We start from the raw sequence: 23036 nt of genomic DNA, 5'->3' as shown, positions 1-23036 counted from the left end.
TGTTAACCTTTTTTAACTTTTCAGATTTTCACTATGACATGGGGTTAGCGTGATTAAAGCCATCATCAGTGGAACCGGTTTGTACACACCACCGGCCACCATCAGCAATGACGAACTGGTTGCAACGTTCAATCAGTACGTAGACCTGCACAACGCCGAGCACGCCGATGGGATTGCCCGCGGCGAGCAGGCGGCTCTGGAGCATTCCTCTTCAGCTTTTATTGAAAAAGCGTCTGGCATAAAGCGCCGTCACGTGATTGATAAAGAGGGCATTCTGGACCCCAGGCGGATGAAACCGAATATTCCAGACCGCACAAACGATCAGCCTTCAGTGCAGTGCGATATGAGCGTCACGGCCTGTCACGAGGCCCTGCAACAGGCGGGTAAAACCGCGGATGACGTAGACGCGGTGATTGTGGCCTGCTCCAACTTGCAGCGGGCTTACCCGGCGGTGTCGATTGAAGTGCAGAACGCTCTGGGCATTCAGGGTTTTGCTTATGACATGAACGTTGCCTGTAGCTCTGCCACGTTTGGCTTGCAGGCCGCGGTGAATTCGGTGGAAAACGGCACGGCCCGCGCGGTGCTGGTGGTTAGCCCGGAAATCTGTTCCGGCCACCTGAATTTCGGCGAACGCGACAGCCACTTTATATTCGGTGATGCCTGCACCGCCATTCTGGTGGAGCGGGAAGACGCAGTAGCGCCGGGCGCCGGTTTTGAAATTCTGGGTACCCGTCTGAAAACCCTGTATTCCAACGCCATTCGCAACAATTTCGGGTTTTTGAACCGCGCCGACGACAGCGGTGTGGGCCAGCCTGACAAACTGTTTGTGCAGCAGGGCCGCAAGGTGTTCAAGGAAGTGTCACCGCTGGTGGCCGATACCATACAGAATCATCTGCAGAGCCTTGGATTGGCGCCCGATCAGCTGCGGCGCATGTGGCTGCACCAGGCGAACCTGAACATGAACCATTTGATTGCGCGCCGGGTTTTGGGCCGCGATGCCACCGAAGATGAAGCACCGGTGATTCTGGACGAGTACGCCAACACCAGCTCTGCCGGTTCCATCATTGCCTTTCACCTGAATAAAGACGACCTGGTGTCTGGGGATGTTGGCGTAATCTGCTCGTTTGGTGCCGGTTATTCCATCGGCAGCGTAGTTGTGCGACGCCGCTGACAAAGCAAGGCATTCGAACCTTTCAAGCCGATCAGGCGTTTGTTGCCAGGGCGCGCAGGGCGTCTGGCAAAGGGCAGGAACCGCGGGTGTTGTGGTCAAACCACACCAGCTTTGCGTAGCCTTCCGCGTAGAGCTGTCCGTTGTCTGCGTCTTTTATCTCGTGATAGGTGTCCAGGCTGGTGTTGCCGGCTTTGTCGGCGTAGGTGGTAATCACCAAGTTGGCAGGGTGCTTCAATTCCTTTAGAAAAGTCGCGCTAGTCTTTATAATGATGGGCCCTGTAGGGCCGCTCATGTCGATGTTGATGTCGGCCAGCCAGACAATTCGAGCTTCCTCAAAGAAGCGGAAGTACACTGTGTTGTTGGCGTGCCCGTAGGCGTCCATATCACCCCAGCGCAGGGGAGCCGTGATTGTGTTGACAAGATTTCCCGGTACCGACATCGATCTCTCCGTTTGTAAATATAGAATTCAAAGAGCTTAACATGACCCAATTCAATCTCTGGCCTTGCTCACTGTTTATGCTTCCCCGTGGCGTGTTAGCGACGCTGGCGTTGATGCTTTTATTCGCATCCGGCCAAGCCCAGGCCCAGGCATCGACACAGGCCCAGGCATCGACACAGACAGCAGAGCAACGGGCAAGCGCAGGGTTTACTGAATCTGCGCCCTTGACCACGAACTCCAGCAGGCATAAGCGCGATCCCTATGAAAACTGGAACCGCAAGGTGTTTGCGTTTAACGAAGGCCTGGATCGCTGGTTTCTGAAGCCGATCGCCCAGAGTTACCGTGCGATTATGCCGGAGTTCGTGGACCGTGGCGTTACCAATGTGTTCAGTAATTTGGGTGAGCTCAGCAATTTCACCAACAGCGTGTTGCAGCTCAAGCTTGAGTCGGCCGTTGTGGCCGCTGGTCGTTTTACCTTTAACACGGTGTTCGGGCTAGCGGGCATGTTTGATGTGGCCACCGCCTGGGACTTGCCCGAGCGCCCGGAAGATTTCGGCCAAACCCTGGGCTATTGGGGTTCGGGCGCCGGATCTTACCTGATGTTGCCCGTGCTGGGGCCGTCCAACCCGCGGGATTTTGCAGGCTTTGGTATAGACAGCTTTGTATTGCCATCCACCTGGGACGAAATTGAAAGCCCATACAACGTTTACGCCCGTGGTGTGCAGATAGTGGACATACGCGCTGACCTGATTCCGGCGGAAAAGCTGATTTCCGGTGATCGCTATGTGTTTTTTCGCAATGCGTATATGCAGCGCCGCGACTTCCTGATTAACGACGGCAAGGTACAACGGGATCCGTTTGCCGCCGACGACAGTGACGACCTGATGCTCGACGACTTTTAATGAGTTAGTCTCTCGCTCAGCACGTTCACGAATTAGCCTAACGGGACACGAGCGTAACCATGTATTACGACTTCTTTGACCCGCTGGCGTCCTCGGGCGCCAAGGCGTCTGCAAACAGCGCAGGCGGCGTGCGTTTTCCGCACCTGGTTGAGTTGCCGCTGTCGTTCCAGCGCAGCGTGCCGGATTTGACGGTAAACAGTCACATATTTGCCTCGGTGCCAAAGGCCCGCAGGGTAATGATCAATAACCAGAATCTGCGGCCGGGCGATAGCTTTCAAGGCTTGCGGGTGGAAGAAATTACTGAGGATGGCGTGGTGTTAAGCAGGCAAGGGCAACAATTTCGACTGGGTATTGTACGCGACTGGATGAGCCCGCGCTGATGGCCCTGAGCGAACAGACCAAACAGCAGATTCAGCAGGGTTACCGCGACATGTTGGCGGGTAAGCAGGTGCGTGCACGTTATGGCCAGCGCCTGATGATTGCCGAAATCGCCCGCTATATGGGCGACATCACCGACAACGATGGCCAGCGTACGTCACCGCCTTCGGCCTGCGTGGTGGAAGCCGGGACCGGTACCGGTAAAACCCTGGCCTACCTGATTGCTGCTATTCCGGTGGCCAAGGCCCTGAACAAAACCCTGGTGATTTCCACCGCCACAGTGGCGCTGCAAGACCAGATTGTTCTGAAAGACCTGCCAGACGTGAAAAAACACAGCAAGCTGGATATAAACTGGACCCTGGCCAAAGGCCGCGGCCGCTATTTGTGCATGTCGCGGTTGGAAGGCCGCCTGCACGACGAAGGCAACGGCGACAGCGATACCATGCCGTTGTTTTTGTTGGATGCACCGGGCAAAGAGGAACCCGGCACCCGCGCGTTCTTTGAGGAAATGCTGGCCAGCTACGGCGCGCGCAAGTGGGACGGTGATCGCGACCACTGGCCTGAGCAGATCCCAGACGATATCTGGCGCCAGGTAACCACCGACCACCGCCAGTGCACCAACCGCCACTGCAGTTACTTTGATAGCTGTGCGTTTTTTGACGCCCGCAAAGATCTGGACGCCGCCGATATAGTCGTAGCCAACCACGACCTGGTGTTGGCAGACCTGGCCCTGGGCGGCGGCGCGATACTGCCAGAGCCGGAAAACGCGCTGTATATATTCGACGAAGCTCACCACCTGCCAGACAAAGCATTGAATCACTTCGCCGCGTCGATTTCCCTGAATTCCACACGCAGCTGGTTAAAACAGCTGTCGCAGGTGCTGGTAAAAATGCAGCCCCACCTGAGCCCGGGCACCCAAGGGGCAAAAACCCTGGAGCGCATCAGCGAAGCCGCGCGGGAAGTCGACCTGGTGGTCACCCGGGTGTACGAATACTGCGAACACAATATCACCTGGGAATTTAACGACGAGCGCCGCTCGGCCCAGTGGCGTTATCCCGAAGGCCAGCTGCCGGATGCCATGGCGGTACTGGCGGCGGAAGCACGCATTGCCAGCGCTAATTTTTCGCGCCACGTGGGTGCTTTGGCTGAAGAGCTTCAGGGTGCCTTTGACGAGCGCAAAACCCACGATATTGACCGTGAAACGGCAGAATCCTGGTATCCGGTGATTGGCTCCTTCCACAGCCGCTCTGAAGAGCAGCTGCGCCTTTGGGCGGCCTGGTGTGAGGAAACAAAAAGCCCGCCGCCGGCTCGCTGGACAGTGCGCCAGCGCTGGGACCACGCCGAAGACATTACCCTTTACAGTTCGCCGGTATTGGCTGACAGCCTGCTGTATACACGGCTGTGGTCACGGGCTTACGGTTCGGTGTTAACCAGCGCCACGCTGACCGCTTTGGGTAAATTTGATCGCCTGCGCTCCCGCGCCGGATTGCCGGAAGACGCCCGCTACCTGGTGGTTCCCAGCTCGTTCCGCTACCAGCAGATGGCCACGGTGGAAGTGCCGGCCATGAAGGCCATGCCCACCGATGACGGTTTTCTGGAAGAGCTGATTGAACGCCTGCCCACGCTGTGGCAAGGGGAAACCGCCACCCTGGTGCTGTTCACCTCGCGGCGCCAGATGCATCAGGTAAGAGACGCCCTGGCCGGTGACTATCCCGGGCTGATTATTACCCAGGACGACATGGCCAAAGGCGAAGTGCTGCGCCAGCACTGCGCGCGGGTGGACGAAGGCCGGCCCAGCGTGCTGTTCGGGGTTGCCAGTTTTGCCGAGGGCATAGACTTGCCGGGTAAGTACCTGCACCACGTGGTGATTACCCGTTTGCCGTTTTCAGTACCCGATGACCCGATTGATGCCAGCCTGGCGGAGTGGGTGACCCAGCGCGGTGGTAATCCGTTTATGGAGATTACCGTGCCGGAAGCGTCCATCAAGCTGGTTCAGGCCGTAGGGCGCTTGCTGCGCACCGAAGAAGACACCGGGCGGGTGACCATTTTGGACCGGCGCATTGTGGCGCGGCGCTATGGCCAGCTGCTGCTGGATTCGCTGCCGCCGTTCCGGCGGGTGATTGAGTATTGATTATGCGAAAAAAGAATGAAAATTAATCTTTTTATGCGTAAAATTAATTTTTTATCCTTTCAATAAATCAGTGAGTGCGAGTCGGCCCGTTGCGCCGGTCGCACAGGGAGCAACCCAGATAATGAAATTACAACAGCTACGCTACATCTGGGAGGTTGCGCACCACGACCTGAACGTGTCTGCTACGGCGCAGAGTCTGTTTACGTCGCAGCCGGGGATTTCCAAGCAGATTCGCCTGCTGGAAGACGAGCTGGGGCTGGAGATTTTTGCCCGCAGCGGCAAGCATTTGACCCGCATAACCCCGGGCGGCGAGATTATTGTGCGCGAGGCCGGTGAAATTTTACGCCGCGCTGAGGGCATCAAAAAGATTGCCCAGGAATTCAGCGACCAGCGCGCCGGTGACTTGAGCATTGCCACCACCCACACCCAGGCACGCTACGCCTTGCCGCCGGTGATTCGTGGGTTTCTGGACGCCTATCCAGACGTGTCTCTGCACATGAAGCAGGGTACGCCCACCCAGATTTCAGAAATGGCCGCCACCGGCGCGGCCGATTTCGCCATTGCCACTGAAGGCATGGAAGTGTTCAATGACCTGATCATGATGCCCTGTTACCGCTGGAATCGCTGCATCGTGGTGCCCAAAGACCACCCGCTGGCAGCGGAACCGGAGCTGACCCTGGCCAAGCTGGCGGAATATTCCCTGGTAACCTATGTATTTGGCTTTACCGGGCGCTCGCGGCTGGATGAAGCCTTCAAAAGCGCAAGTCTGATTCCCAAGGTGGTGTTTACCGCCGCCGACGCCGACGTGATCAAAACGTACGTGCGCCTGGGGCTTGGCGTGGGCATTATTGCCAGCATGGCGTACGACCCGAAAGTAGACACTGACCTGGTGGTGATAGACGCCAGCAAGCTCTTCGACAGTAGCATTACCCATATTGGCTTTCGCAAGGGCACTTTTTTACGTGGTTACATGTATGATTTCATCCAGCGCTTTGCTCCCCACCTGACCCGCGACGTAGTAGATCAGGTTGTGTCTAAACAGAGCAACCGCGGTGAAATTGAAGCGCTGTTCGAGAATGTAGAGCTACCCGTGCTCTGACGGGCTGTTTGCAGAGCGGTGCAATTCCGTGCGGTTTTTTCTATTATAGCGAACCGATGCGGGTGCGCGGCACTGCGATGGCAACCGAATCTTCCCTTATTGATGAAACAGGAGAGCACTGTGGAACTGGCATGCCTTGATCTTGAAGGAGTATTGATTCCAGAAATCTGGATTGCGTTTGCGGAGAAAACCGGCATTGAAGAACTCAAGGCAACCACCCGCGACATTCCTGATTACAACGTACTGATGAAGCAGCGCCTGAAGCTGCTGGACCAGCACGGTTATGGCTTGCCACAAATTCAGGAAGTGATTGGCGGGCTGGACCCGCTGCCCGGTGCCGCGGAGTTTCTGGACTGGTTGCGAGAGCGCTTTCAGGTGGTGATTCTGTCAGACACGTTCTACGAATTTGCCATGCCGCTGATGGCCAAGCTGGGCCATCCTGCGCTGCTGTGCCACAAGCTGGAAGTCGCAGACAGCGGCCAGATTACCGACTACTTGTTGCGTCAGCGTGACCCCAAACGCCAGTCGGTTCGCGCCTTTCAGCTACTGAATTACCGGGTAATTGCCGCCGGCGATTCGTACAACGACACTACCATGCTGGCGCAGGCTGAGGCCGGTATTTTGTTCCACGCGCCGCAAAACGTGATCAGCGAATTTCCGCAGTTCCCGGCGGTGCAGACGTTTGAGGATTTAAAGCAGGAATTCCTGAAGGCCAGCCTGATTCATAGCGCCTGAAGATCCGGAGCCTGTGGTGCCAGAATTTTCAGAGCTCAAATGTAGAGTCATGAACAAGAAGGCGGGTCTGTGTACTTTAAACCTATAGCCCGCCTTCTTTTTCCAGGCAATCCATTAGCGGTTTTACCTTGGTCAGGGTTTCCTGATATTCGCTTTCGGCTTCTGAATCCGTGACTATGCCGCCGCCACCCCAGCAGTGGATGGCGCCGGTGTTGTCGCACACCAGGGTGCGGATAGCGATGCTGCTGTCTAGCTGGCCGTCAAAGTTGCGATGAAATACCGATCCGCAGTAAGGGCCGCGCCAGTGGGGCTCCAGTTCCTGAATAATTTCCATAGCGCGGATTTTCGGCGCGCCGGTAATTGAACCACCGGGAAACGCATCAAAAAACGCCCGCAGCGGTGATACATCGGGCGCCAGCGTTGCGCGAATGTGGCTGACCAGGTGGTGCACATTGCGGTAAGACTCCAATGCAAACAGCTTGTCCACACGCACCGACCCCGTGGCCGCGTTCAGACCCAGGTCGTTGCGCAGTAGATCCACAATCATTAGATTTTCTGCCCGGTCTTTTTCCGAATCCATCAGTTCCTGCGCCAGGGCGCGATCCTGCTCGGCATCGTTGCCCCGCGGGCGTGTGCCTTTGATAGGGCTGGTTAGCACGGTATCGCCGCTGATCTGAAGAAAGCGCTCCGGCGAGGCCGACACAATGGCCTGGTCGCCGAGCCGCAGAAAGGCGCCGTAAGGCGTAGGGTGCGCGCTGGTAAGCGCCTGGTAGGCGCGCCAGGGATCGCCCCGGTACTGGCCGCTGAACTGCTGGGACAGATTGGCCTGATAGCAGTCGCCCGCCAGAATATATTCTTTAACCCGCTCAACGCCGGCCATAAAGTCTGTCGCAGATTGCCGTGGCGCAAAGGCCTGGGTCATGCGCCAGTTGTGGCCGGGCAGGGGCGAGGCTGAATCTTCCCTTTGCCAGTGCGCCAGTTGCGCCTGGGTTGCCGCTGCGCACTGGGGGTGAATCCACAGGTAATACTGTCCGCTTTGCCGATCGCAGCTCGCCATCCACAGGTACAAACCGGCTTGCATGGCGGGCAGTGGATTGCGGTCGGCGCTGGGTAAAGCGGCTGTTGCCGTGTTTGTCGGAGCTTTCAAATGCCGATAGCCCAGCTCGTAACTGGCGAAACCCAGCCAGCCACCGCTCAGCCAGGGTGTCGTTTGCGACGCCGGCTCGTCAACCTGCGAAGGCTGACTTTTCATCTGCGCCAACTGGTCTTCCATAAAGTGTGCGGTGCGGGCCAGCGCAGCTTTATCGGCGAATACATCGCTACAGTCGAGGGTTACGGTTATGTTTGCGAGGGCGGCGAAACCAAAGCGTTCGCCACGGCCAGCTTCTGCCCCGGGAGCGCCCAGGCAAATAAAGTCGCTGCACTGGCTGGCGTGAGCCTGAAGCCGGGCAAATTGATCAGCGCTGATGGGTGTAGCCGCTATCAAGGTTAAAACCTCTCATATTCTTTTGAAGGAAAATTAATTCGGCGATTTGTTAATACGCTGGCGATTCGCGAAAGGCTGTTACGTATACTGGATTTATGACAATGAAGAAACCGACAAACGATGGTTTTTGGCAGCGCTGGGTGAATCGACGCCTGCCCAGATCTGATCGCCAGACGTTCAGCCAGAAAAATCTGTTTATTCTGCCGACCGGTGCCGGCGTTATGTTCGGTGCGTTACTACTGATTATGCTGATTACCGGCATCAACTATCAAAACAGCCTGATTTATATGCTGACCTTTGTGCTTGGCGGGGTATTTGTGGGCGCCATGCACCAGACTCACCGCAACCTGGCGGGTTTGACTCTGGCCCTGAGCCGGGCGGGAGAGGCCGTTGCCGGTGACATGGTGCCATTTAGCCTGCGCCTGACCGCCGGTAAAGACGACGCCATTGCGGTGCAGGTTAGCAGCGGGGATTCGTTGCCGGTGTGGGTGAGTGTGCCCGCCGGGCAAAGCCGTGATGTGTCTGTGCAGGTTTTGGCGCCGCGCCGTGGTTATGTGCGCCCGGACCGAATTCGCATAGAAACCCGTTACCCCTTTGGGCTGTTAAAAGCCTGGTCCTGGTTGCGGCCGGTGTCAGCCGGCCTGGCCTTTGCAAAACCCATCACTGCGCCCGAGCTGCGGGCCACCGCCGAGGACGGCGAAAGCGAGGCGGTGGCCAGTGTTCAGGCGGGTTCAGACAGCGCCGATTTGCGGCCCTGGCGCGAAGGCGATTCCAGCCAGCGAGTACTGTGGAAACGCTTTGCCCGCACCGGGCAGCTGGTGGTGGCAGACTGGCAAGGGCAGGCTGGAAGTCCACAATGGTTGGATTTTCAGGCGTTTATAGGTGCAAGTAACGAAATGCGTTTAAGTTATCTGGCGTTTCTGGTGGATGACCGTCAGCGCCTGGGTGTGCGCTACGGGCTGAGTTTGCCGGGGCAGTTAATAGAGCCAGACAGCGGCGCTGCCCACGCATTGCGCTGCCAGCGCGCGCTGGCGGTGTGGGGGCTAGAGAAGCCCCGTGACAACAAGCCCCGCCGCTTTGGCAGTCGCTTGAAATCCACTAGCGCCGACCCGGAACTGCTGAGTGGCGCCAGCAACGGGAGCCCGCAATGACTACCCGCCGAGGTAACAAACAACCTTCGCCAGCCCTCGGTTCTGGCGTGCAAGCGCCGGCTGCGCAACTGCCTGGCAAGGCACTTTTATGGTTAGTGGCGGCGTTTACCATACTGCTGGTGCCACAATGGGACCGGCTGCCGCCCTGGCTTTTGGTGGTGTGTGTTGCGCTTATGCTCTGGCGCTGGCTGGCGCGGTTGGGCCGTGTACGCTTACCTGGAAGATGGTGGCGAACGGGGCTGGTGGTGGTGTTGGGCGGAGTGTACGTGGCCACGGTAAAAAGCCAGTTCACGGTAGACACAGCCGCGTCGTTTTTTGTGTTGTGCGTGGCGCTTAAATGGCTTGAAACCCGCAGTGCCCGTGATTTTTACGTGTTGTTTTTCATACTGCTGTACATGGCCGCGGTGAATTTTTTGTTTCACCAGGCCATACACTGGACCCTGCTGAATTTTACCGCGGTGGTGTTGCTGCTGATGGGTTTGCAGGTGCTGAACGCGCCCGAATTGCCAGCCGGTGTGCGCTCTGGTGGCCGCCGGCTAGCGAGCTTGCTGCTAAAAATGCTGCCGGTGGTGATTGTGCTGTTTGTGTTCTTTCCGCGCATGGCGCCCCTGTGGAGCGTACCGCTGGTGTCGGGCCAGGCCCGCAGCGGCATAAGCGATCAGATGACCCCGGGGGATATTTCCAGCCTGGCTCAGAGCAGCGAACGTGCGTTTCGCGTGAGCTTCGGTGGGCCGGCACCACCCCAGCCGCAACGCTATTGGCGCGGCCTGACCCTGGATTATCTTGACGGCGCAAGCTGGAAACAGTCCGCGCAGCCCGCTTTTCGGCGCTTGGGGCGGGTTGAAATCGAAGGCGTATCCGGGCCTCTGGACGCAAACCAATACGAAATATTGCTGGAGCCTACCGATCAGAGCTGGGCGTTCGCGCTGGCGGACTCGGTGGCGGCATCGCCCAATATTGAAGAAGTAGAAGTAGAGGAAGATCTGTTTCGCTTCCGCCGCCCTGCGGACACCAGCGTGCGCTATCGCCTGGCCTTGGAAACGCCTGCGGCCAATGCTGACGCGCAACTGTCACCGGCGCAGCGCCGCCAATTGTTGCAACTGCCTGGCCGTGGCAACCCGCGGGCCCGGGCTTTGGCTGATGAACTGCGCAGCCGTTATGACGACCGTGGGGTAGCCGCTGCGCTGCTGCAGCGTTTCCGCCAGCAGCCGTACTTTTACACCCTGCGGCCGCCGGCCATGCCCGATGACGGTATTGACGCCTTATTGTTCGATGTGAAACGGGGTTTTTGTGCCCACTACGCCGGCGCCATGACCTTTGTGCTGCGTGCGGCCGGTATTCCCGCGCGAATAGTTGTTGGGTATCAGGGCGGTGAATCCGGGGCCGGAGACGAATACCTGATTGTGCGTCAGTACGACGCCCACGCCTGGGTAGAAGGCTGGTTTGAGGGTGCGGGTTGGATTCGGCTTGACCCGACCGCGGCGATTGCGCCGTCGCGCATTGAATCCGGCCTGCGGGAGGCGATGGCAGAGGAAGGTTCGTTTCTGGAAAACAGCTGGCTGTCGCCGCAAAAATACGGCAACTTGCCCCTGCTGACCTGGGCCAGCCTGCAGCTGGATCGCGTCAATTATCAGTGGCAACGCTGGGTGGTAGGGTATCAGGGCCAGAGCCAGATGGACCTGCTGTCGCGCTTGCCCGGTGGCCTTACCATGCGCGATCTGGGTTATATCAGCGCCGGTACTGTGGCAGCCGCACTGTTGCTGGCCGGGTTGATCAGCGGCTGGCGCGGCCGGCAGGGCCGTCGCAGCACCGGTGTGGCGCGTCAGCTTCAACGGTGGCAAAGGTTTTGCGAGGGTGTTGGCGTGCCTGTGCGCCAGGGTGAAACGCCCCTGGGCCTGGCTGAACGACTGGCGCGGGCGGAACCGGCGCTGGCGGATTCGGCCAGAGTTTTTGCTGGTGTGGTCAATACTCACTACTATAGTCGCCAATACAGTCGCCAAACGGCCGATGCCGCTGTGGAGCCGGCGTCTGACATTCGCCGTCTGCGACGCTTGCTGGCCCGCATGAAACGGCAGCGGCGGCAGGCGGCGGCGGGTACAGTTGCGGCTTCCACTAAATCTAGCGAATCATTTTGAGCGAGCAGCGAGGCAAAGGATTGATACATCAGGACACCGATATTGCGACCGATATGCCCTGGCTGGCAAAAGCCTGGCACAGCGTACAGAAACAGCTGACGGAGTCGCGGCTGCCCCACGCACTGATTATTAATGGCGAGCGCGGTGTTGGTAAACGTGCCTGGGCCGATGCGGTTGCCGGTTTGTTGTTGTGTGACCAGCTGCAAACCGACTCCCGGGGAATGCCACAAGCTTGCGGCCACTGCAAGCAGTGCGAATTGAAACGTGCCGGCAGCCATCCGGACGTGCGGGTATACGCCCCTGAAAAATCGCGCATGGTACGCATTGTTCAAATCAGGGAATTGATTGCGTTTGCTTCGGCGTCACCTCAGGTGGGCCAGCGCAAGATTGCGATTATTGATCGCGCCGACCAGCTCAATATCAACGCCGCTAACGCCTTGCTGAAAACTCTGGAAGAACCCAGCGGCGATACCGTGCTGCTGCTGTTGCAGGAAAGCGGCCGGCCGCTGATTCCCACGATTCGCTCGCGCTGCCAGACTCATAATTTGCCGGTACCTGAAGCCTCCGACGCTGAACGCTGGCTGGTGAGCCAGCTGACCCTGCTGCCGTCTGAGAAACAGCCCGAAAGTATCGCCGTGGCGAAAGCGTTGATGCTCGCCGGCAATGCCCCAAGGCTGGCTTTGGATTATCTGAACGGCGGCTTTATAGCGCTGCACGACGCGGCTTTTTGTGGTTTTCGCGATTTCATGAAAAACCAGATGACTCTGGCCGATGCCGCCAAAGCCTTCAAAGCCCTGGGGCTGGATGAAACCCTGTGGCTGTTCGAAGGCTGGGCCGCAGACCTGGCCCGCCTCAGCGCCGGGAGTGAGCCGGCGCACCGTGAAGCTGCGGATATGCTGCGCTTTCTGGCCGGCTGCAATCCGCCCTGGCGCGCCCATGCATTGCTGGACGCGGTGCACGAAGGCCGTGAAGCCGTTGTATACAATGCCAGCCCGGAGCTGGAAGCCAGCCGGTTGCTGCTGGCGTGGCAACAACTGATGCCAAAACGCCAGCGAGCCGGCTGAGACAGCCGCGCGGGCCAATGTTGATTGAAGAGCCGGCAAATACCCGCATCGGTCTCGCTACTGTTATGATTAACAGATATTTATTGAAACCTTTGCCGAAACGTTTATTGACAAATTTTGTTGCAACATTTATTGACACATCACAGATAAGGTATTTGTTATGGGGCCCGGATTCGGAAATCGCAGTGGCATATTGACCCTGACCATCAAAGACAAAGCAGTGCTTTACGCTGCGTACATGCCTTATATCCGCCAGGGTGGTTTGTTTATTCCCACCCAAAAGCAATATCAGCTCGGTGACGAGGTGTTTTTGCTGCTCAATCTGATGGACGAACCGGAGAAATTACCGGTGTCTGGCAAAGTTATCTGGATTACACCAAAAGGCGCGCAAGGGAACCGTGCGGCCGGCATTGGCGTACAGTTTAATGACGACGCCGAATTGGCCAGAACCAAAATCGAGTCGTATTTGGCGGGTTCGCTGAGTTCAGACCGCCCCACCCATACACTCTGAGGTACCCGATGACCCAAGTTGCTGCCGCTTTGGCGGATACAGGCACAGAAACCGCTGCCGGGCAGGAAGCTCTCTGGCCACTGGAACACATCACGCTGGCGGGTTTGAGCTGGCCCGCACAGCCTGAAGCCCCGAACCGGCGGCCAACGCTGTTGCTGCACGGCTGGCTGGATAACAGCGAAACCTTTACCCATCTGGCACCCGAACTGACCAGCCTGGGTGACGTGTACGCGTTTGATTTTGCAGGCCACGGCCATTCCGGCCATCGCCCGCCGGGGCAACATTATGTGTTGATGGATTACGTAGCGGATCTTGCCGAACTGATCGAGCTTCACTTTGACGCTGACAAAACTCCGCTGGACCTGGTTGGGCACTCCCTTGGCGGTATTGTTGCAGCGCTTTACGCTGCGGCATTCCCTGAGCGTGTGCGCAAACTGGTGCTGATTGACAGCCTGGGTGCGCTCAGTCGCCACGAACACGATGTGATTCCGCAGTTGCGCCGCTCCATCAGCAAACGCCTGGCGGGCTCTGGCAAGCCGACGTTGTATCCGGATTTGGCGACAGCGGCGAAAGTACGGGCCGGCGGCCTGAGTCCTTTGAGCCCGGAAGCTGCTCTGGCCCTTATACCCCGTAATATGCAAAAGGTGGAAAGCGGCTGGTTGTGGCGCACCGATGCGCGGCTGCGTCATCCTTCGGCGCTGATGCTGTCAGAACAGCAGGTGCGGGCGTCTTTGGCGGCGCTGAGCACACCAACATTATTTGTGCGGGCGCAATCCGGTTTGTTGGCAGACAACGCCGACACAACCCAGGCCCGCGCCCAAGTGATTAAAGATTTCCAGCAGGTTGATGTTCCCGGCGGCCACCACTGTCATCTGGATGGCGACACCCGTCCGGTGACCCTGGCTGTTAAACGATTTTTGAATCAATAGGTGATGCTGTGTTGAATGATCGATGTGCGAAAAACTTTGTAATTGGAGCTGCGTTAATATTGGGTGCGATGCTCGCTGTAGCGAGCCAGCAGGCACTGGCGGCATTTCCGGAGACAGCTCCAGAGAAGTTTCCCGCGTCAGAGCTGGAAGAAACCCGGCCGTTGGAGTCGGGTGGGCATCTTGTTCTGTTCAGCCCGGTGCGGGAGATTAACAGCGAAATTCGCTCCGATGTGATGGCTCGGCTGCCGGTATCCGGCAACAGCCTGCTGTATCGCATTAACGCAGACGCCAGCCGGGTGGGTGCGTTGAATCACTATCGCCAGGAGCTGCTGAATTCCGGCGCTAACATCTTGTTCGAATGTACAGGCGTGCGCTGCGGCCGCAGCAACGTGTGGGCCAATCAGATTTTTGACAAATCCATGCTGCTTGGCCGGGATACCGCACAGGATTACCTGGTGGTGGGCACCGTCAGCGAAGACGGCCAGCGCTGGCTGACTCTGGTATACACGGTTACCCGCGGTAACCAGAGCGAATACGTCTGGGTAGAGCACTTCGAGGTTGGCTCGGGCGCCGTGGTGCCAGGCCTGGGATCCCTGCAAAGTCGCATTCGCGGGCCTTTAATCGTAGCTTGGCAAGACGGCTTTATTGTGCGCTTTGACTGGAAATCAAAGGACCGCCGCATGTTACGGGACTGGGCCGATGCCGACGGCAGTACCGTGATACTGATCACCTACTCGGAACTGGAAGGCAGCGAGCCGCTGGAAGACGCCATGGCTCGCGCGCGCACGGCCGGTGAATCCATGTCTGATTTGCTGGTGCAAACTGGCATTGTGAAGGAACGCCAGCAGTTAGTGGTGGTGGGCCCGAGCATCGTTCAGTCAGATCCGCTGCGCAAGGGTAACCGTGTGGAAATTTTAGTTATTTCAAGGTGATGGAATGACATCTAAAGACGATGACAAGGCTGTTGCAGCTGCTGGCAAAAGCCTGGCGGCAGGTCCCGCGAAAACTGCTGCGAGCAGCAGTTCCGGGGTGGTCGAAAGCGGCGGCCTGGATTCTGCCGGTGCGCCGGAAACCGGCAAAGACAAAAAGCCGGCGTCTCGGCAAAAGCGCGCTACCGTAGCGCTCGCCTTGGGCAGCGGCGGTGCCCGCGGCTATGCCCATATTGGCGCTATTGAAGTGCTTAACGAGCGCGGCTATGAAATTATTGCCATATCCGGTTGCTCTATGGGGGCGCTGGTGGGCGGCATGTACGCCGCGGGAAAACTGCAGCAGTACAAAGACTGGGTAACGGGGTTAGGGCAGTTTGATGTGCTAAGGCTGCTGGACGTTACCTTTAGTGCGGTGGGCGCTATTCGTGGTGACAAAATTTTTTCTATTGTAAGCGACATTCTAGGCGATACGCGCATAGAAGACCTGCCCATTGCGTTTACCTCGGTCGCCACAGACCTGCTGGGCCATAAAGAAATCTGGTTTCAGGAAGGCCCGCTGGACCAGGCCATACGCGCATCGGTGGCTATTCCCGGTGTGGTTACGCCGCTGGTGCTGAACGGCCGGGTGCTGGTCGATGGCTCCACCCTGAACCCGCTGCCGATCATTCCGACCATTTCGGCCCACGCCGACTTGATTGTTGCGGTGAACCTGGCGGGTGAAGACGACCGCCGCCAGCGCCTGTCGGATGCGGCTTTTACCAGCCTCGACGATGATGACGACAGTGAAGAGTGGATGAGCGCCATGCGCGAAAAAGCGTCGCGCTGGTTTGACTGGGACACATTGAAAGGGTTGGCCGGCGGCAAAGTCGACGGCGAACCTGCGGAAGATAAAATCAGCCGCGAAGTGCAAAAGCAGAATGCCAAAAAACAGCGTAAGCAGGAAGAAGAAGAAGCGGTACAAAGCCCGAAAACACCAGAACCGGGCAGCACTGGCAAACAGCAGGGCGAAGTTGAGACCATTGATTGGGACAAGCTGGGTATCGGCAAGTTCGAGGTAATGAACCTGGCCATTGAAACCATGCAGAGCGTGCTGGTGCAGTACAAAATTGCCGGCTACCCGCCTGACCTGTTGGTGAATATTCCGAAAAACGTGTGCCGCAGCTACGATTTCCACAAAGCGCCAGAGCTGATTCAGCTGGGTCGTGAGCGCATGGCAGCGGCTTTGGACCGCTATGAGCAAGACCACAGCAGCTCAGGCCCGCTCGCGGTTTAAGCCGGTTTAGGCCGCGCGCAAGACAGCCGAAACACGTATACTGTGGGCCCATTTTCCGTTCAGACAGGACTCTTTTGCCGTGACCAGCCCCGTTGATGATTTGGCCACCGTACGCGATTTTTTGCGTTACGCCTGTTCCCGTTTTGCCAAGTCGCCGCTGTACTTTGGCCATGGCACCGACAACGTTTGGGACGAAGCGGTCCAGCTGGTTATGCGCAGCCTGCATTTACCGCTGGAAAACAATAACCTGTTTCTGGATGCGCGCCTGGTGCGCGAAGAGCGCGAGCTGATTCTGGAGCGCATAGAGCGCCGGGTAGAAGAGCAGGTTCCATTGGCCTATCTGTTGGGCGAAGCCTGGTTTATGGGGCTGCCATTTAACGTGGATTCACGGGTGCTGGTGCCACGTTCGCCGCTGGCCGAGCTGCTGGAGAACGGTTTGCAGCCCTGGTTGGGCGATGTGTATGTGGAGCGCATTCTGGATTTGTGTACCGGCAGTGGTTGTATTGGCATTGCCGCCGCTACGGTGTTTGAAGACGCCAAGGTGGACCTGGCGGATATTTCTACTGACGCGCTGGCGGTGGCCGATTCCAATATTACATTGCATCAGCTGGGTGAGCGGGTGCGCACCGTGCAATCGGATGTGTTCAGCAATCTGAATGAACGTTACGATGTGATTCTGAGCAACCCGCCCTATGTGAACGCGCACGACCTGGCCAGCATGCCAGCGGAGTTCGGCCATGAGCCAGTATTGGGCCTGGCGGCCGGTGAAGACGGCCTGGAGATTGCCCATCGCATATTGGCCGGAGCGGCTGATCGGCTGACCGACAACGGTCTGTTAATTGTGGAAGTCGGTAACAGCTGGCCAGAGCTGGATGCGGCCTATCCTCAGCTGCCGCTGACCTGGCTGGAGTTTGAAAACGGCGGCGACGGGGTGCTCGCTATTGTCGCTAAAGACTTGCGTAAATACCTGTCGAACAGCTGATAAAATCTTTACACCTTTTTTATAACAACTGGATAAGATACTGAATTATGTCTGGAAACACATTTGGCAAGCTGTTCACGGTGACCACGTTTGGTGAAAGCCACGGGGCCGCTCTGGGGTGTGTGATTGATGGCTGTCCGCCGGGGCTCGAGCTGTCTGAAGAAGACATGCAGTACGATCTTGATCGCCGCAAACCGGGCACGTCGCGCTACACCACCCAGCGCCGCGAAGCCGATGAAGTGCGCATTCTTTCCGGCGTATTCGAAGGCCGCACCACTGGCACATCCATTGGTCTGCTGATTGAAAATACCGACCAGCGCTCTAAAGATTATTCAAAAATCGCCACCCAGTTTCGCCCGGCTCACGCCGATTACACCTATCACCACAAATTCGGTGAGCGGGATTATCGCGGTGGCGGGCGTTCCTCGGCCCGCGAGACCGCTATGCGGGTGGCCGCTGGCGCCGTTGCGCGCAAATTCCTGCTGCAGCGCCTAGGCATTACCGTGCGTGGCTACCTGAGCCAATTAGGCCCGATAAAAGCCGAAACCCTGGATTGGGAGCAGGTACACCAGAATCCGTTTTTCTGCCCGGATGCCAGCAAAGTGCCGGAAATGAAAGCCTACATGGAAGCGTTGGTTAAAGAAGGCAACTCGATTGGCGCTCGTATTAACGTGGTGGCCGAAGGCGTACCACCGGGGCTGGGCGAGCCGGTGTTTGACCGACTAGACGCAGAACTTGCCCATGCTTTAATGAGCATTAACGCCGTGAAAGGCGTTGAAATTGGTGCCGGTTTTGGCTGTATTGATCAAAAAGGCACCGAGCACCGGGATGAAATGACGCCGGAAGGTTTTTTGTCAAATCAAGCCGGCGGCGTTCTGGGGGGTATTTCCTCCGGCCAGCCCATTCTGGCCAGTATCGCACTCAAACCTACCTCCAGCCTGCGCTTGCCGGGTCGGAGTATTGATGTCGACGGCAACCCGGTGGAGATTATTACCACCGGCCGCCACGACCCCTGCGTGGGCATTCGCGCCACGCCCATCGCCGAGGCAATGATGGCCATTGTGCTGATGGACCACTATCTGCGCCATCGCGGCCAGAACGCCGACGTGCGGGTAACCACGCCGGTGCTGCCTCAGCTTTGATAGACCAGGGATGAGACACCGGGGACGGATTTGAAATCCGTCCCCACTCCTCGCTCCTACACCAGGGACGGATTTGAAATCCGTCCCTACTGGCTTAAAAATGGTACTGAAAGGTAGCGGCGCGAATCAAAGGTAAGGGGTAACAGTGACGCACTGGCGCCTGTCGAATTTGTATTTCTGGTTCTTCGCCCTGTTGGGCGGAATGCTGCCGTACTGGTCGCTTTACCTTGACGGTCGCGGTTTTTCCTATCTGCAAATCGCCAGTCTGATGGCGACCATCCAGCTTACCAAGATTGTGGCCCCGAGCGTGTGGGGCCATTTGGGCGACCGCACCGGGCAAAGGGTGCGGCTGGTCCGCTTCGGTACGATCACCGGTTCCCTGTGTTTTGCTGGTGTGCTTCTGGAGCCGGGCTTTACCGGCCTGCTGCTGGTGATGCTGGCGTTCACTTTTTTCTGGAACGCGGTGCTGCCCCTTTACGAAGTCATCACTCTGCAGGTTCTGGGTGCACAGCGGGACCAATACGGCAAAATCCGCTTATGGGGTTCGGTGGGCTTTATTGCGGCAGTGGCGTTGATTGGCGTGCTGCTGGAATGGGTGGATATTCGATACTTGCCGATGCTGTTGATTCCCCTGTTTGCCGGCATTGCGGTGTCGGCCTGGATGCTGCCTGTTGAAAAAATCGTTCGTAAGCAGAAGTCCCCGCGGGGCAGCCTAAAAGCCATTCTGACCCATCCTGCGGTGATTGCGTTTTTTGTGATGAACTTTTTACTGCAAGTGGCCCACGGCTCTTACTACACGTTTTTCAGTATTCACCTGCAGCTGCACGACTACGGCAAGCTGGCCATTGGCTTGCTGTGGTCACTGGGTGTGATCGCCGAAATTGTCCTGTTTATGGTGATGCATCGCCTGGGCGCGCGTTTCAGCGTGCGCCACATTGTGCTGGCGGCCTTGCTGCTAACCCTGCTGCGCTGGTTGCTGATTGCGGAAATGGCGTCGGTGCTGCCGGTGCTGATATTTGCCCAGCTGTTGCATGCGGCATCTTACGGCGCATTACATGCGGTGTCGGTGCAGTACATTCAAGGCTTTTTTGGCCGCCACCATCACGGCCAGGGGCAGGCTCTTTATAGCGGGCTAACCTTTGGTGCCGGCGGCGCGCTGGGCGCCTGGGGTGCGGGGTTTCTGGTAGACGGCATCGACACCTCCGCGGCCTTCCTGGGCAGCGCGGTTGTTACCGCCCTGGCGCTTGCCGCCGCCTGGCGCGGCTTGCAACCGCCGCCGAGGCTGGAGGAAAGTAGGGGACAGATTTGAAATCTGTCCCCAGTGTGCGGTCTGCGGTGAGAGGTAGGGGACGGATTTCAAATCCGTCCCCGCTTTGCCTTGGGTTCCTGTTGCTCCACAATCGCCAGCAGAGCCTGGGCGGCACCGCTCAGGTCTCTGCCTGACAGGCCAATAGCCCCCATCAACCGCGCCACCGAATGCGCCACCGGCAGCACCCGCAGGCTGCTGTCTAACATGCGCACCGGCAATACGCTCCAGCCAAGACCCACACTGGTCATCATTTTCAGGGTCTCCAGGTAATTTGTGGGCATTTGCGAGCTCAACGGCAGGTTGGCCTCCATAAACAGCCGGCTGACCAACCGGTAAGTTCCCGTGCTGGTGTCTGGCAATAGCGCAGCGTGGCCAGACAAGTCCGCCAGAGTAGGCTGCTCCAGCGCTGCCAGCGGATGCTCCGGCCCGACCACAAACGCCATTGGATCTGGCCACTGGGCGTACACCTTAAAGTTCGGGTCTATGCCGTCGCTCAGGGTAACAAACGCCAGTTCGGCGCCGCGTTTGCGCATCTGGGCGTAGGCGGCGTCTGATTCCATAAACTGAAGATCAAGGCTGACCTGCGGATAGTCGCGCTTGAAGCGCCGCAACCAGTTTGGCAGGTGGTGCAGGCCAATGTGGTGGCTGGCAATAATCTGTAGCTTACCGGCCACTTCGCGGGTGCTTGGTGACAGCGCAATGCGGGCGTTGTGGATTTCATCCAGAATCCGCCTGGCGTGGGGCAGCAGCCGTGTGCCGGCGTCGGTCAGTTTGAGCTGGCGCTGGCTGCGATCAACCAGTTCGGCGCCGAGCTGGACTTCCAGAGCGGCCAACCGCTTGCTGATGGCAGGTTGGGTAATGTGCAGCTGCTCGGCGGCTTCAGAGAACGAGCCCTGGTCAACAATGGCCAAAAAGGCGCGCAGAGTATTGGAATCCATAGTCACCACGACCGTCGTCGACTAAAAGTGCTTTTTACAACACCCTGAAACGGTTCATTCTATTCGGTAGTATTCCAAATAGGAATGCTATGCATAAAAAACATGAATTGAGGTTATTGGCGAGGCACTTTAAACTGTTCAGACAATCAGAACTTCAAAGGGCGCAGCCTTACCAACGGTGATGCGATTTTCAAACCCCAAAACGATGAGAGAGCGATCATGGCGGGTAAAACCTTATACGACAAATTGTGGGACGATCATCTGGTAAAACAGCGTGATGACGGTTCTGCCCTTATTTACATTGACCGCCACCTGCTGCACGAAGTGACGTCGCCGCAGGCGTTTGAAGGTCTGCGCCTGGCCAACCGAAAGCCCTGGCGGATTGATGCCAACCTGGCAACGCCCGACCATAACGTGCCTACCACTGACCGCGCCATGGGAATCGACGGCATTGTGGACCCGATATCGCGCATTCAGGTAGAAACCCTGGACAGCAACTGCGACGAGTTCGGCATTCTTGAATTCAAGATTAAAGACCAGCGCCAGGGAATAGTGCACGTGATCGGGCCCGAGCAGGGTGCAACCTTGCCCGGTATGACCATTGTCTGCGGTGATTCCCATACCTCGACTCACGGTGCGTTCGGATGCCTGGCCCACGGTATTGGCACCTCGGAAGTGGAACACGTGCTGGCTACCCAGTGCCTGGTGCAGCAGAAAATAAAAAATATGCTGGTGAAAGTGAATGGCCAGTTGGGTAAAGGCGTAACCGCCAAAGACGTAGTGCTGGCGATTATTGGCAAAATCGGTACCGCTGGCGGTTCCGGGCATGCTATCGAGTTTGGCGGCGAAGCCATACAAAGCCTGAGCATGGAAGGCCGGATGACGGTGTGCAATATGGCGATTGAAGCCGGCGCCCGCGTTGGCATGGTGGCGGTAGACGGCACCACTATTGATTACATCAAGGGTCGGCCGTTTTCACCCAAGGGTGAAGCCTGGAATGCAGCCGTTGCTCATTGGAGCACCTTGCACAGTGACCCGAACGCCGAATTCGACAAAGTAGTAGAGCTTGAAGGTGCGGATATTCAGCCTCAGGTGAGCTGGGGCACATCCCCGGAAATGGTGGCGAACGTGGCCGGCCAGGTGCCAGACCCGGCGAAAGAAACCGACTTGATAAAACGGGAAGGGCTTGAACGTGCGCTGAAATACATGGGCTTGCAGCCCAATCAGTTGATCACCGACATCAAGTTGGATCGGGTATTTATCGGTTCTTGCACCAACAGCCGTATTGAAGATCTGCGCGAAGCGGCGCTGGTGGTTAAGGGTCGCAAAGTGGCGGCGAGTTTGAAGCAGGCCATGGTAGTGCCAGGTTCAGGCCTGGTGAAGTTGCAGGCCGAAGCCGAAGGGCTGGACAAGATTTTTCTGGAAGCGGGCCTGGAATGGCGCGACCCCGGTTGCTCTATGTGCCTGGCCATGAACGCCGATAAGTTGGGCCAGGGCGAGCATTGTGCGTCTACTTCTAACCGCAACTTTGAGGGGCGTCAGGGCTTTGGTGGGCGTACCCATCTGGTTAGCCCGGCTATGGCAGCGGCGGCAGCGATTGCCGGCCATTTTGTTGACGTTCGTGAAATGCTGAACTGATCCACAGGAGACAATGACCATGCGCGCATTTACCCAACATCAGGGCCTGGTAGCCCCCATGGACCGTTCCAATGTGGACACGGACCTGATCATTCCCAAGCAATTTTTGAAGTCCATCAAACGCACCGGCTTCGGCCCCAATCTGTTTGATCCATTGCGTTATCTGGACGAGGGCCAGCCTGGTCAGGACAATTCCCAACGCCCGTTAAACACGGATTTTGTGCTGAACCAGAAACGCTACAGCGGCGCCAGTGTGCTGCTGGCCCGTACCAATTTTGGCTGCGGTTCCAGCCGCGAACACGCGCCTTGGGCGCTGGAAGATTTCGGCTTTCGGGTGATTATTGCCCCCAGTTTTGCTGATATTTTTTATAATAACTGCTTTAAGAATGGGCTGTTGCCTATTGTTCTTGATGAAAAAATAGTTGATCAGCTGTTTATTGAAGCTGAGGCCAGCGAAGGCTATGAACTGACGGTGGATCTTGCAGCGAAAACCGTTATCACGCCGTCTGGGGAATCTTTCAGCTTCGACGTAGACGGCTTTCGTCGCCACTGCCTGCTGCATGGCCTGGACGATATTGGTGTGACTTTGGAAGACGCCGATGTGATCCAGCATTACGAAGATGCGCGTCGCAAAACCGCGCCCTGGCTGTTTGGTGCCGGCCAGTAATTTTCCTGTTAAACCAATGTCGAAACC

General features: G+C 57.5%; 20 protein-coding genes and 1 pseudogene. 18 read left to right on the top strand and 3 right to left on the bottom strand.

What is annotated here, in order from left to right; translation table 11 throughout:
* Nucleotides 1-49: 49 nt before the first annotated feature.
* On the top strand, nucleotides 50-1171 hold the full coding sequence (locus tag ATI45_RS06150; protein ID WP_098418718.1) for a beta-ketoacyl-ACP synthase III: 1122 nt from the start codon (nucleotides 50-52) through the stop codon (nucleotides 1169-1171).
* Between the two features lie 31 nt (nucleotides 1172-1202).
* On the opposite strand, the gene ATI45_RS06145 is transcribed toward ATI45_RS06150, so the two are convergent.
* Entirely contained in the window at nucleotides 1203-1610 is a 408-nt protein-coding gene (locus ATI45_RS06145) for an acyl-CoA thioesterase (RefSeq protein WP_098418717.1), read from the bottom strand.
* 41 nt (nucleotides 1611-1651) lie between these two features.
* Between ATI45_RS06145 and ATI45_RS06140 the strand changes: the two genes are divergently transcribed.
* The 5 genes and pseudogenes from ATI45_RS06140 (at nucleotide 1652) to thrH (ending at nucleotide 6855) form a co-directional block, all read left to right on the top strand.
* A complete protein-coding gene (locus ATI45_RS06140; protein WP_098418716.1) occupies nucleotides 1652-2512 on the top strand; it encodes a VacJ family lipoprotein in 861 nt (286 codons plus the stop codon).
* A 131-nt stretch (nucleotides 2513-2643) separates the two neighbouring features.
* A pseudogene (locus ATI45_RS06135) lies at nucleotides 2644-2892 on the top strand (general secretion pathway protein GspB); the annotation flags it as partial.
* The gene (gene dinG / locus ATI45_RS06130) at nucleotides 2892-5021 is read left to right on the top strand and encodes an ATP-dependent DNA helicase DinG (protein WP_098418715.1); all 2130 of its coding nucleotides are present in this window, start codon (nucleotides 2892-2894) and stop codon (nucleotides 5019-5021) included. The pseudogene ATI45_RS06135 and the gene dinG, both read left to right, overlap by 1 nt.
* 121 nt (nucleotides 5022-5142) lie before the next feature.
* Nucleotides 5143-6120, top strand: a complete 978-nt coding sequence (gene cysB, locus ATI45_RS06125) for an HTH-type transcriptional regulator CysB (protein WP_098418714.1) — start codon at nucleotides 5143-5145, stop codon at nucleotides 6118-6120.
* A gap of 120 nt (nucleotides 6121-6240) precedes the next feature.
* Nucleotides 6241-6855: a bifunctional phosphoserine phosphatase/homoserine phosphotransferase ThrH gene (gene thrH / locus ATI45_RS06120; RefSeq protein WP_098418713.1), complete on the top strand. Its 615-nt coding sequence runs from the start codon at nucleotides 6241-6243 to the stop codon at nucleotides 6853-6855.
* An 82-nt stretch (nucleotides 6856-6937) separates the two neighbouring features.
* Here thrH and pabB read toward each other — a convergent pair whose 3' ends face one another.
* Nucleotides 6938-8341: an aminodeoxychorismate synthase component I gene (gene pabB, locus ATI45_RS06115; protein ID WP_098418712.1), complete on the bottom strand. Its 1404-nt coding sequence runs from the start codon at nucleotides 8339-8341 to the stop codon at nucleotides 6938-6940.
* A gap of 101 nt (nucleotides 8342-8442) precedes the next feature.
* Between pabB and ATI45_RS06110 the strand changes: the two genes are divergently transcribed.
* The 10 genes from ATI45_RS06110 to ATI45_RS06065 all read left to right on the top strand — a co-directional run bounded on the left by ATI45_RS06110 (nucleotide 8443) and on the right by ATI45_RS06065 (nucleotide 19766).
* Nucleotides 8443-9492, top strand: a complete 1050-nt coding sequence (locus ATI45_RS06110; protein WP_098418711.1) for a DUF58 domain-containing protein — start codon at nucleotides 8443-8445, stop codon at nucleotides 9490-9492.
* On the top strand, nucleotides 9489-11627 hold the full coding sequence (locus ATI45_RS06105) for a transglutaminaseTgpA domain-containing protein (protein WP_098418710.1): 2139 nt from the start codon (nucleotides 9489-9491) through the stop codon (nucleotides 11625-11627). Before ATI45_RS06110 ends, ATI45_RS06105 begins: the two co-directional genes overlap by 4 nt.
* 53 nt (nucleotides 11628-11680) lie before the next feature.
* Entirely contained in the window at nucleotides 11681-12691 is a 1011-nt protein-coding gene (locus ATI45_RS06100) for a DNA polymerase III subunit delta' (RefSeq protein ID WP_179888318.1), read from the top strand.
* A 160-nt stretch (nucleotides 12692-12851) separates the two neighbouring features.
* Nucleotides 12852-13202 carry a PilZ domain-containing protein gene (locus ATI45_RS06095; protein WP_098418709.1) on the top strand — a complete coding sequence of 117 codons (351 nt, stop codon included), beginning with the start codon at nucleotides 12852-12854 and terminating at the stop codon, nucleotides 13200-13202.
* 8 nt (nucleotides 13203-13210) lie between these two features.
* A complete protein-coding gene (locus ATI45_RS06090) occupies nucleotides 13211-14131 on the top strand; it encodes an alpha/beta fold hydrolase (protein ID WP_098418708.1) in 921 nt (306 codons plus the stop codon).
* A 68-nt stretch (nucleotides 14132-14199) separates the two neighbouring features.
* On the top strand, nucleotides 14200-15063 hold the full coding sequence (locus tag ATI45_RS06085; RefSeq protein ID WP_098418707.1) for a DUF4892 domain-containing protein: 864 nt from the start codon (nucleotides 14200-14202) through the stop codon (nucleotides 15061-15063).
* A gap of 4 nt (nucleotides 15064-15067) precedes the next feature.
* Nucleotides 15068-16333, top strand: coding sequence for a patatin-like phospholipase family protein (locus ATI45_RS06080; protein ID WP_098418706.1), 1266 nt, complete (start codon nucleotides 15068-15070; stop codon nucleotides 16331-16333).
* A gap of 79 nt (nucleotides 16334-16412) precedes the next feature.
* Nucleotides 16413-17315, top strand: coding sequence for a 50S ribosomal protein L3 N(5)-glutamine methyltransferase (prmB, locus tag ATI45_RS06075; protein WP_098418705.1), 903 nt, complete (start codon nucleotides 16413-16415; stop codon nucleotides 17313-17315).
* A gap of 47 nt (nucleotides 17316-17362) precedes the next feature.
* The gene (gene aroC / locus ATI45_RS06070; protein WP_098418704.1) at nucleotides 17363-18457 is read left to right on the top strand and encodes a chorismate synthase; all 1095 of its coding nucleotides are present in this window, start codon (nucleotides 17363-17365) and stop codon (nucleotides 18455-18457) included.
* Nucleotides 18458-18602: 145 nt separating this feature from the next.
* The gene (locus ATI45_RS06065) at nucleotides 18603-19766 is read left to right on the top strand and encodes an MFS transporter (protein ID WP_098418703.1); all 1164 of its coding nucleotides are present in this window, start codon (nucleotides 18603-18605) and stop codon (nucleotides 19764-19766) included.
* A 47-nt stretch (nucleotides 19767-19813) separates the two neighbouring features.
* Here ATI45_RS06065 and ATI45_RS06060 read toward each other — a convergent pair whose 3' ends face one another.
* Nucleotides 19814-20704: a LysR family transcriptional regulator gene (locus ATI45_RS06060; RefSeq protein ID WP_098418702.1), complete on the bottom strand. Its 891-nt coding sequence runs from the start codon at nucleotides 20702-20704 to the stop codon at nucleotides 19814-19816.
* Nucleotides 20705-20923: 219 nt separating this feature from the next.
* Here ATI45_RS06060 and leuC point away from each other — a divergent pair, with 219 nt between their 5' ends.
* Nucleotides 20924-22342, top strand: coding sequence for a 3-isopropylmalate dehydratase large subunit (gene leuC, locus ATI45_RS06055; protein ID WP_098418701.1), 1419 nt, complete (start codon nucleotides 20924-20926; stop codon nucleotides 22340-22342).
* A gap of 19 nt (nucleotides 22343-22361) precedes the next feature.
* A complete protein-coding gene (gene leuD, locus ATI45_RS06050; RefSeq protein ID WP_098421663.1) occupies nucleotides 22362-23009 on the top strand; it encodes a 3-isopropylmalate dehydratase small subunit in 648 nt (215 codons plus the stop codon).
* Nucleotides 23010-23036: the final 27 nt, after the last annotated feature.

It is taken from the genome of Marinobacter sp. LV10MA510-1 (assembly GCF_002563885.1).
Taxonomy (GTDB): domain Bacteria; phylum Pseudomonadota; class Gammaproteobacteria; order Pseudomonadales; family Oleiphilaceae; genus Marinobacter.
Note: the sequence above shows the minus strand (reverse complement) of the source record. Positions and strands in the feature narration are given on the sequence as shown.

Bases quoted from the DNA above. Each gene is read 5' to 3' on its own strand.
- ATI45_RS06145 (WP_098418717.1), bottom strand. From the start codon at position 1,610: ATGTCGGTACCGGGAAATCTTGTCAACACAATCACGGCTCCCCTGCGC.
- ATI45_RS06140 (WP_098418716.1), top strand. From the start codon at position 1,652: ATGACCCAATTCAATCTCTGGCCTTGCTCACTGTTTATGCTTCCCCGT.
- dinG (WP_098418715.1), top strand. From the start codon at position 2,892: ATGGCCCTGAGCGAACAGACCAAACAGCAGATTCAGCAGGGTTACCGC.
- cysB (WP_098418714.1), top strand. From the start codon at position 5,143: ATGAAATTACAACAGCTACGCTACATCTGGGAGGTTGCGCACCACGAC.
- ATI45_RS06110 (WP_098418711.1), top strand. From the start codon at position 8,443: ATGAAGAAACCGACAAACGATGGTTTTTGGCAGCGCTGGGTGAATCGA.
- ATI45_RS06105 (WP_098418710.1), top strand. From the start codon at position 9,489: ATGACTACCCGCCGAGGTAACAAACAACCTTCGCCAGCCCTCGGTTCT.
- ATI45_RS06100 (WP_179888318.1), top strand. From the start codon at position 11,681: ATGCCCTGGCTGGCAAAAGCCTGGCACAGCGTACAGAAACAGCTGACG.
- ATI45_RS06095 (WP_098418709.1), top strand. From the start codon at position 12,852: ATGGGGCCCGGATTCGGAAATCGCAGTGGCATATTGACCCTGACCATC.
- ATI45_RS06090 (WP_098418708.1), top strand. From the start codon at position 13,211: ATGACCCAAGTTGCTGCCGCTTTGGCGGATACAGGCACAGAAACCGCT.
- ATI45_RS06085 (WP_098418707.1), top strand. From the start codon at position 14,200: ATGCTCGCTGTAGCGAGCCAGCAGGCACTGGCGGCATTTCCGGAGACA.
- ATI45_RS06080 (WP_098418706.1), top strand. From the start codon at position 15,068: ATGACATCTAAAGACGATGACAAGGCTGTTGCAGCTGCTGGCAAAAGC.
- aroC (WP_098418704.1), top strand. From the start codon at position 17,363: ATGTCTGGAAACACATTTGGCAAGCTGTTCACGGTGACCACGTTTGGT.
- ATI45_RS06060 (WP_098418702.1), bottom strand. From the start codon at position 20,704: ATGGATTCCAATACTCTGCGCGCCTTTTTGGCCATTGTTGACCAGGGC.
- leuC (WP_098418701.1), top strand. From the start codon at position 20,924: ATGGCGGGTAAAACCTTATACGACAAATTGTGGGACGATCATCTGGTA.
- leuD (WP_098421663.1), top strand. From the start codon at position 22,362: ATGCGCGCATTTACCCAACATCAGGGCCTGGTAGCCCCCATGGACCGT.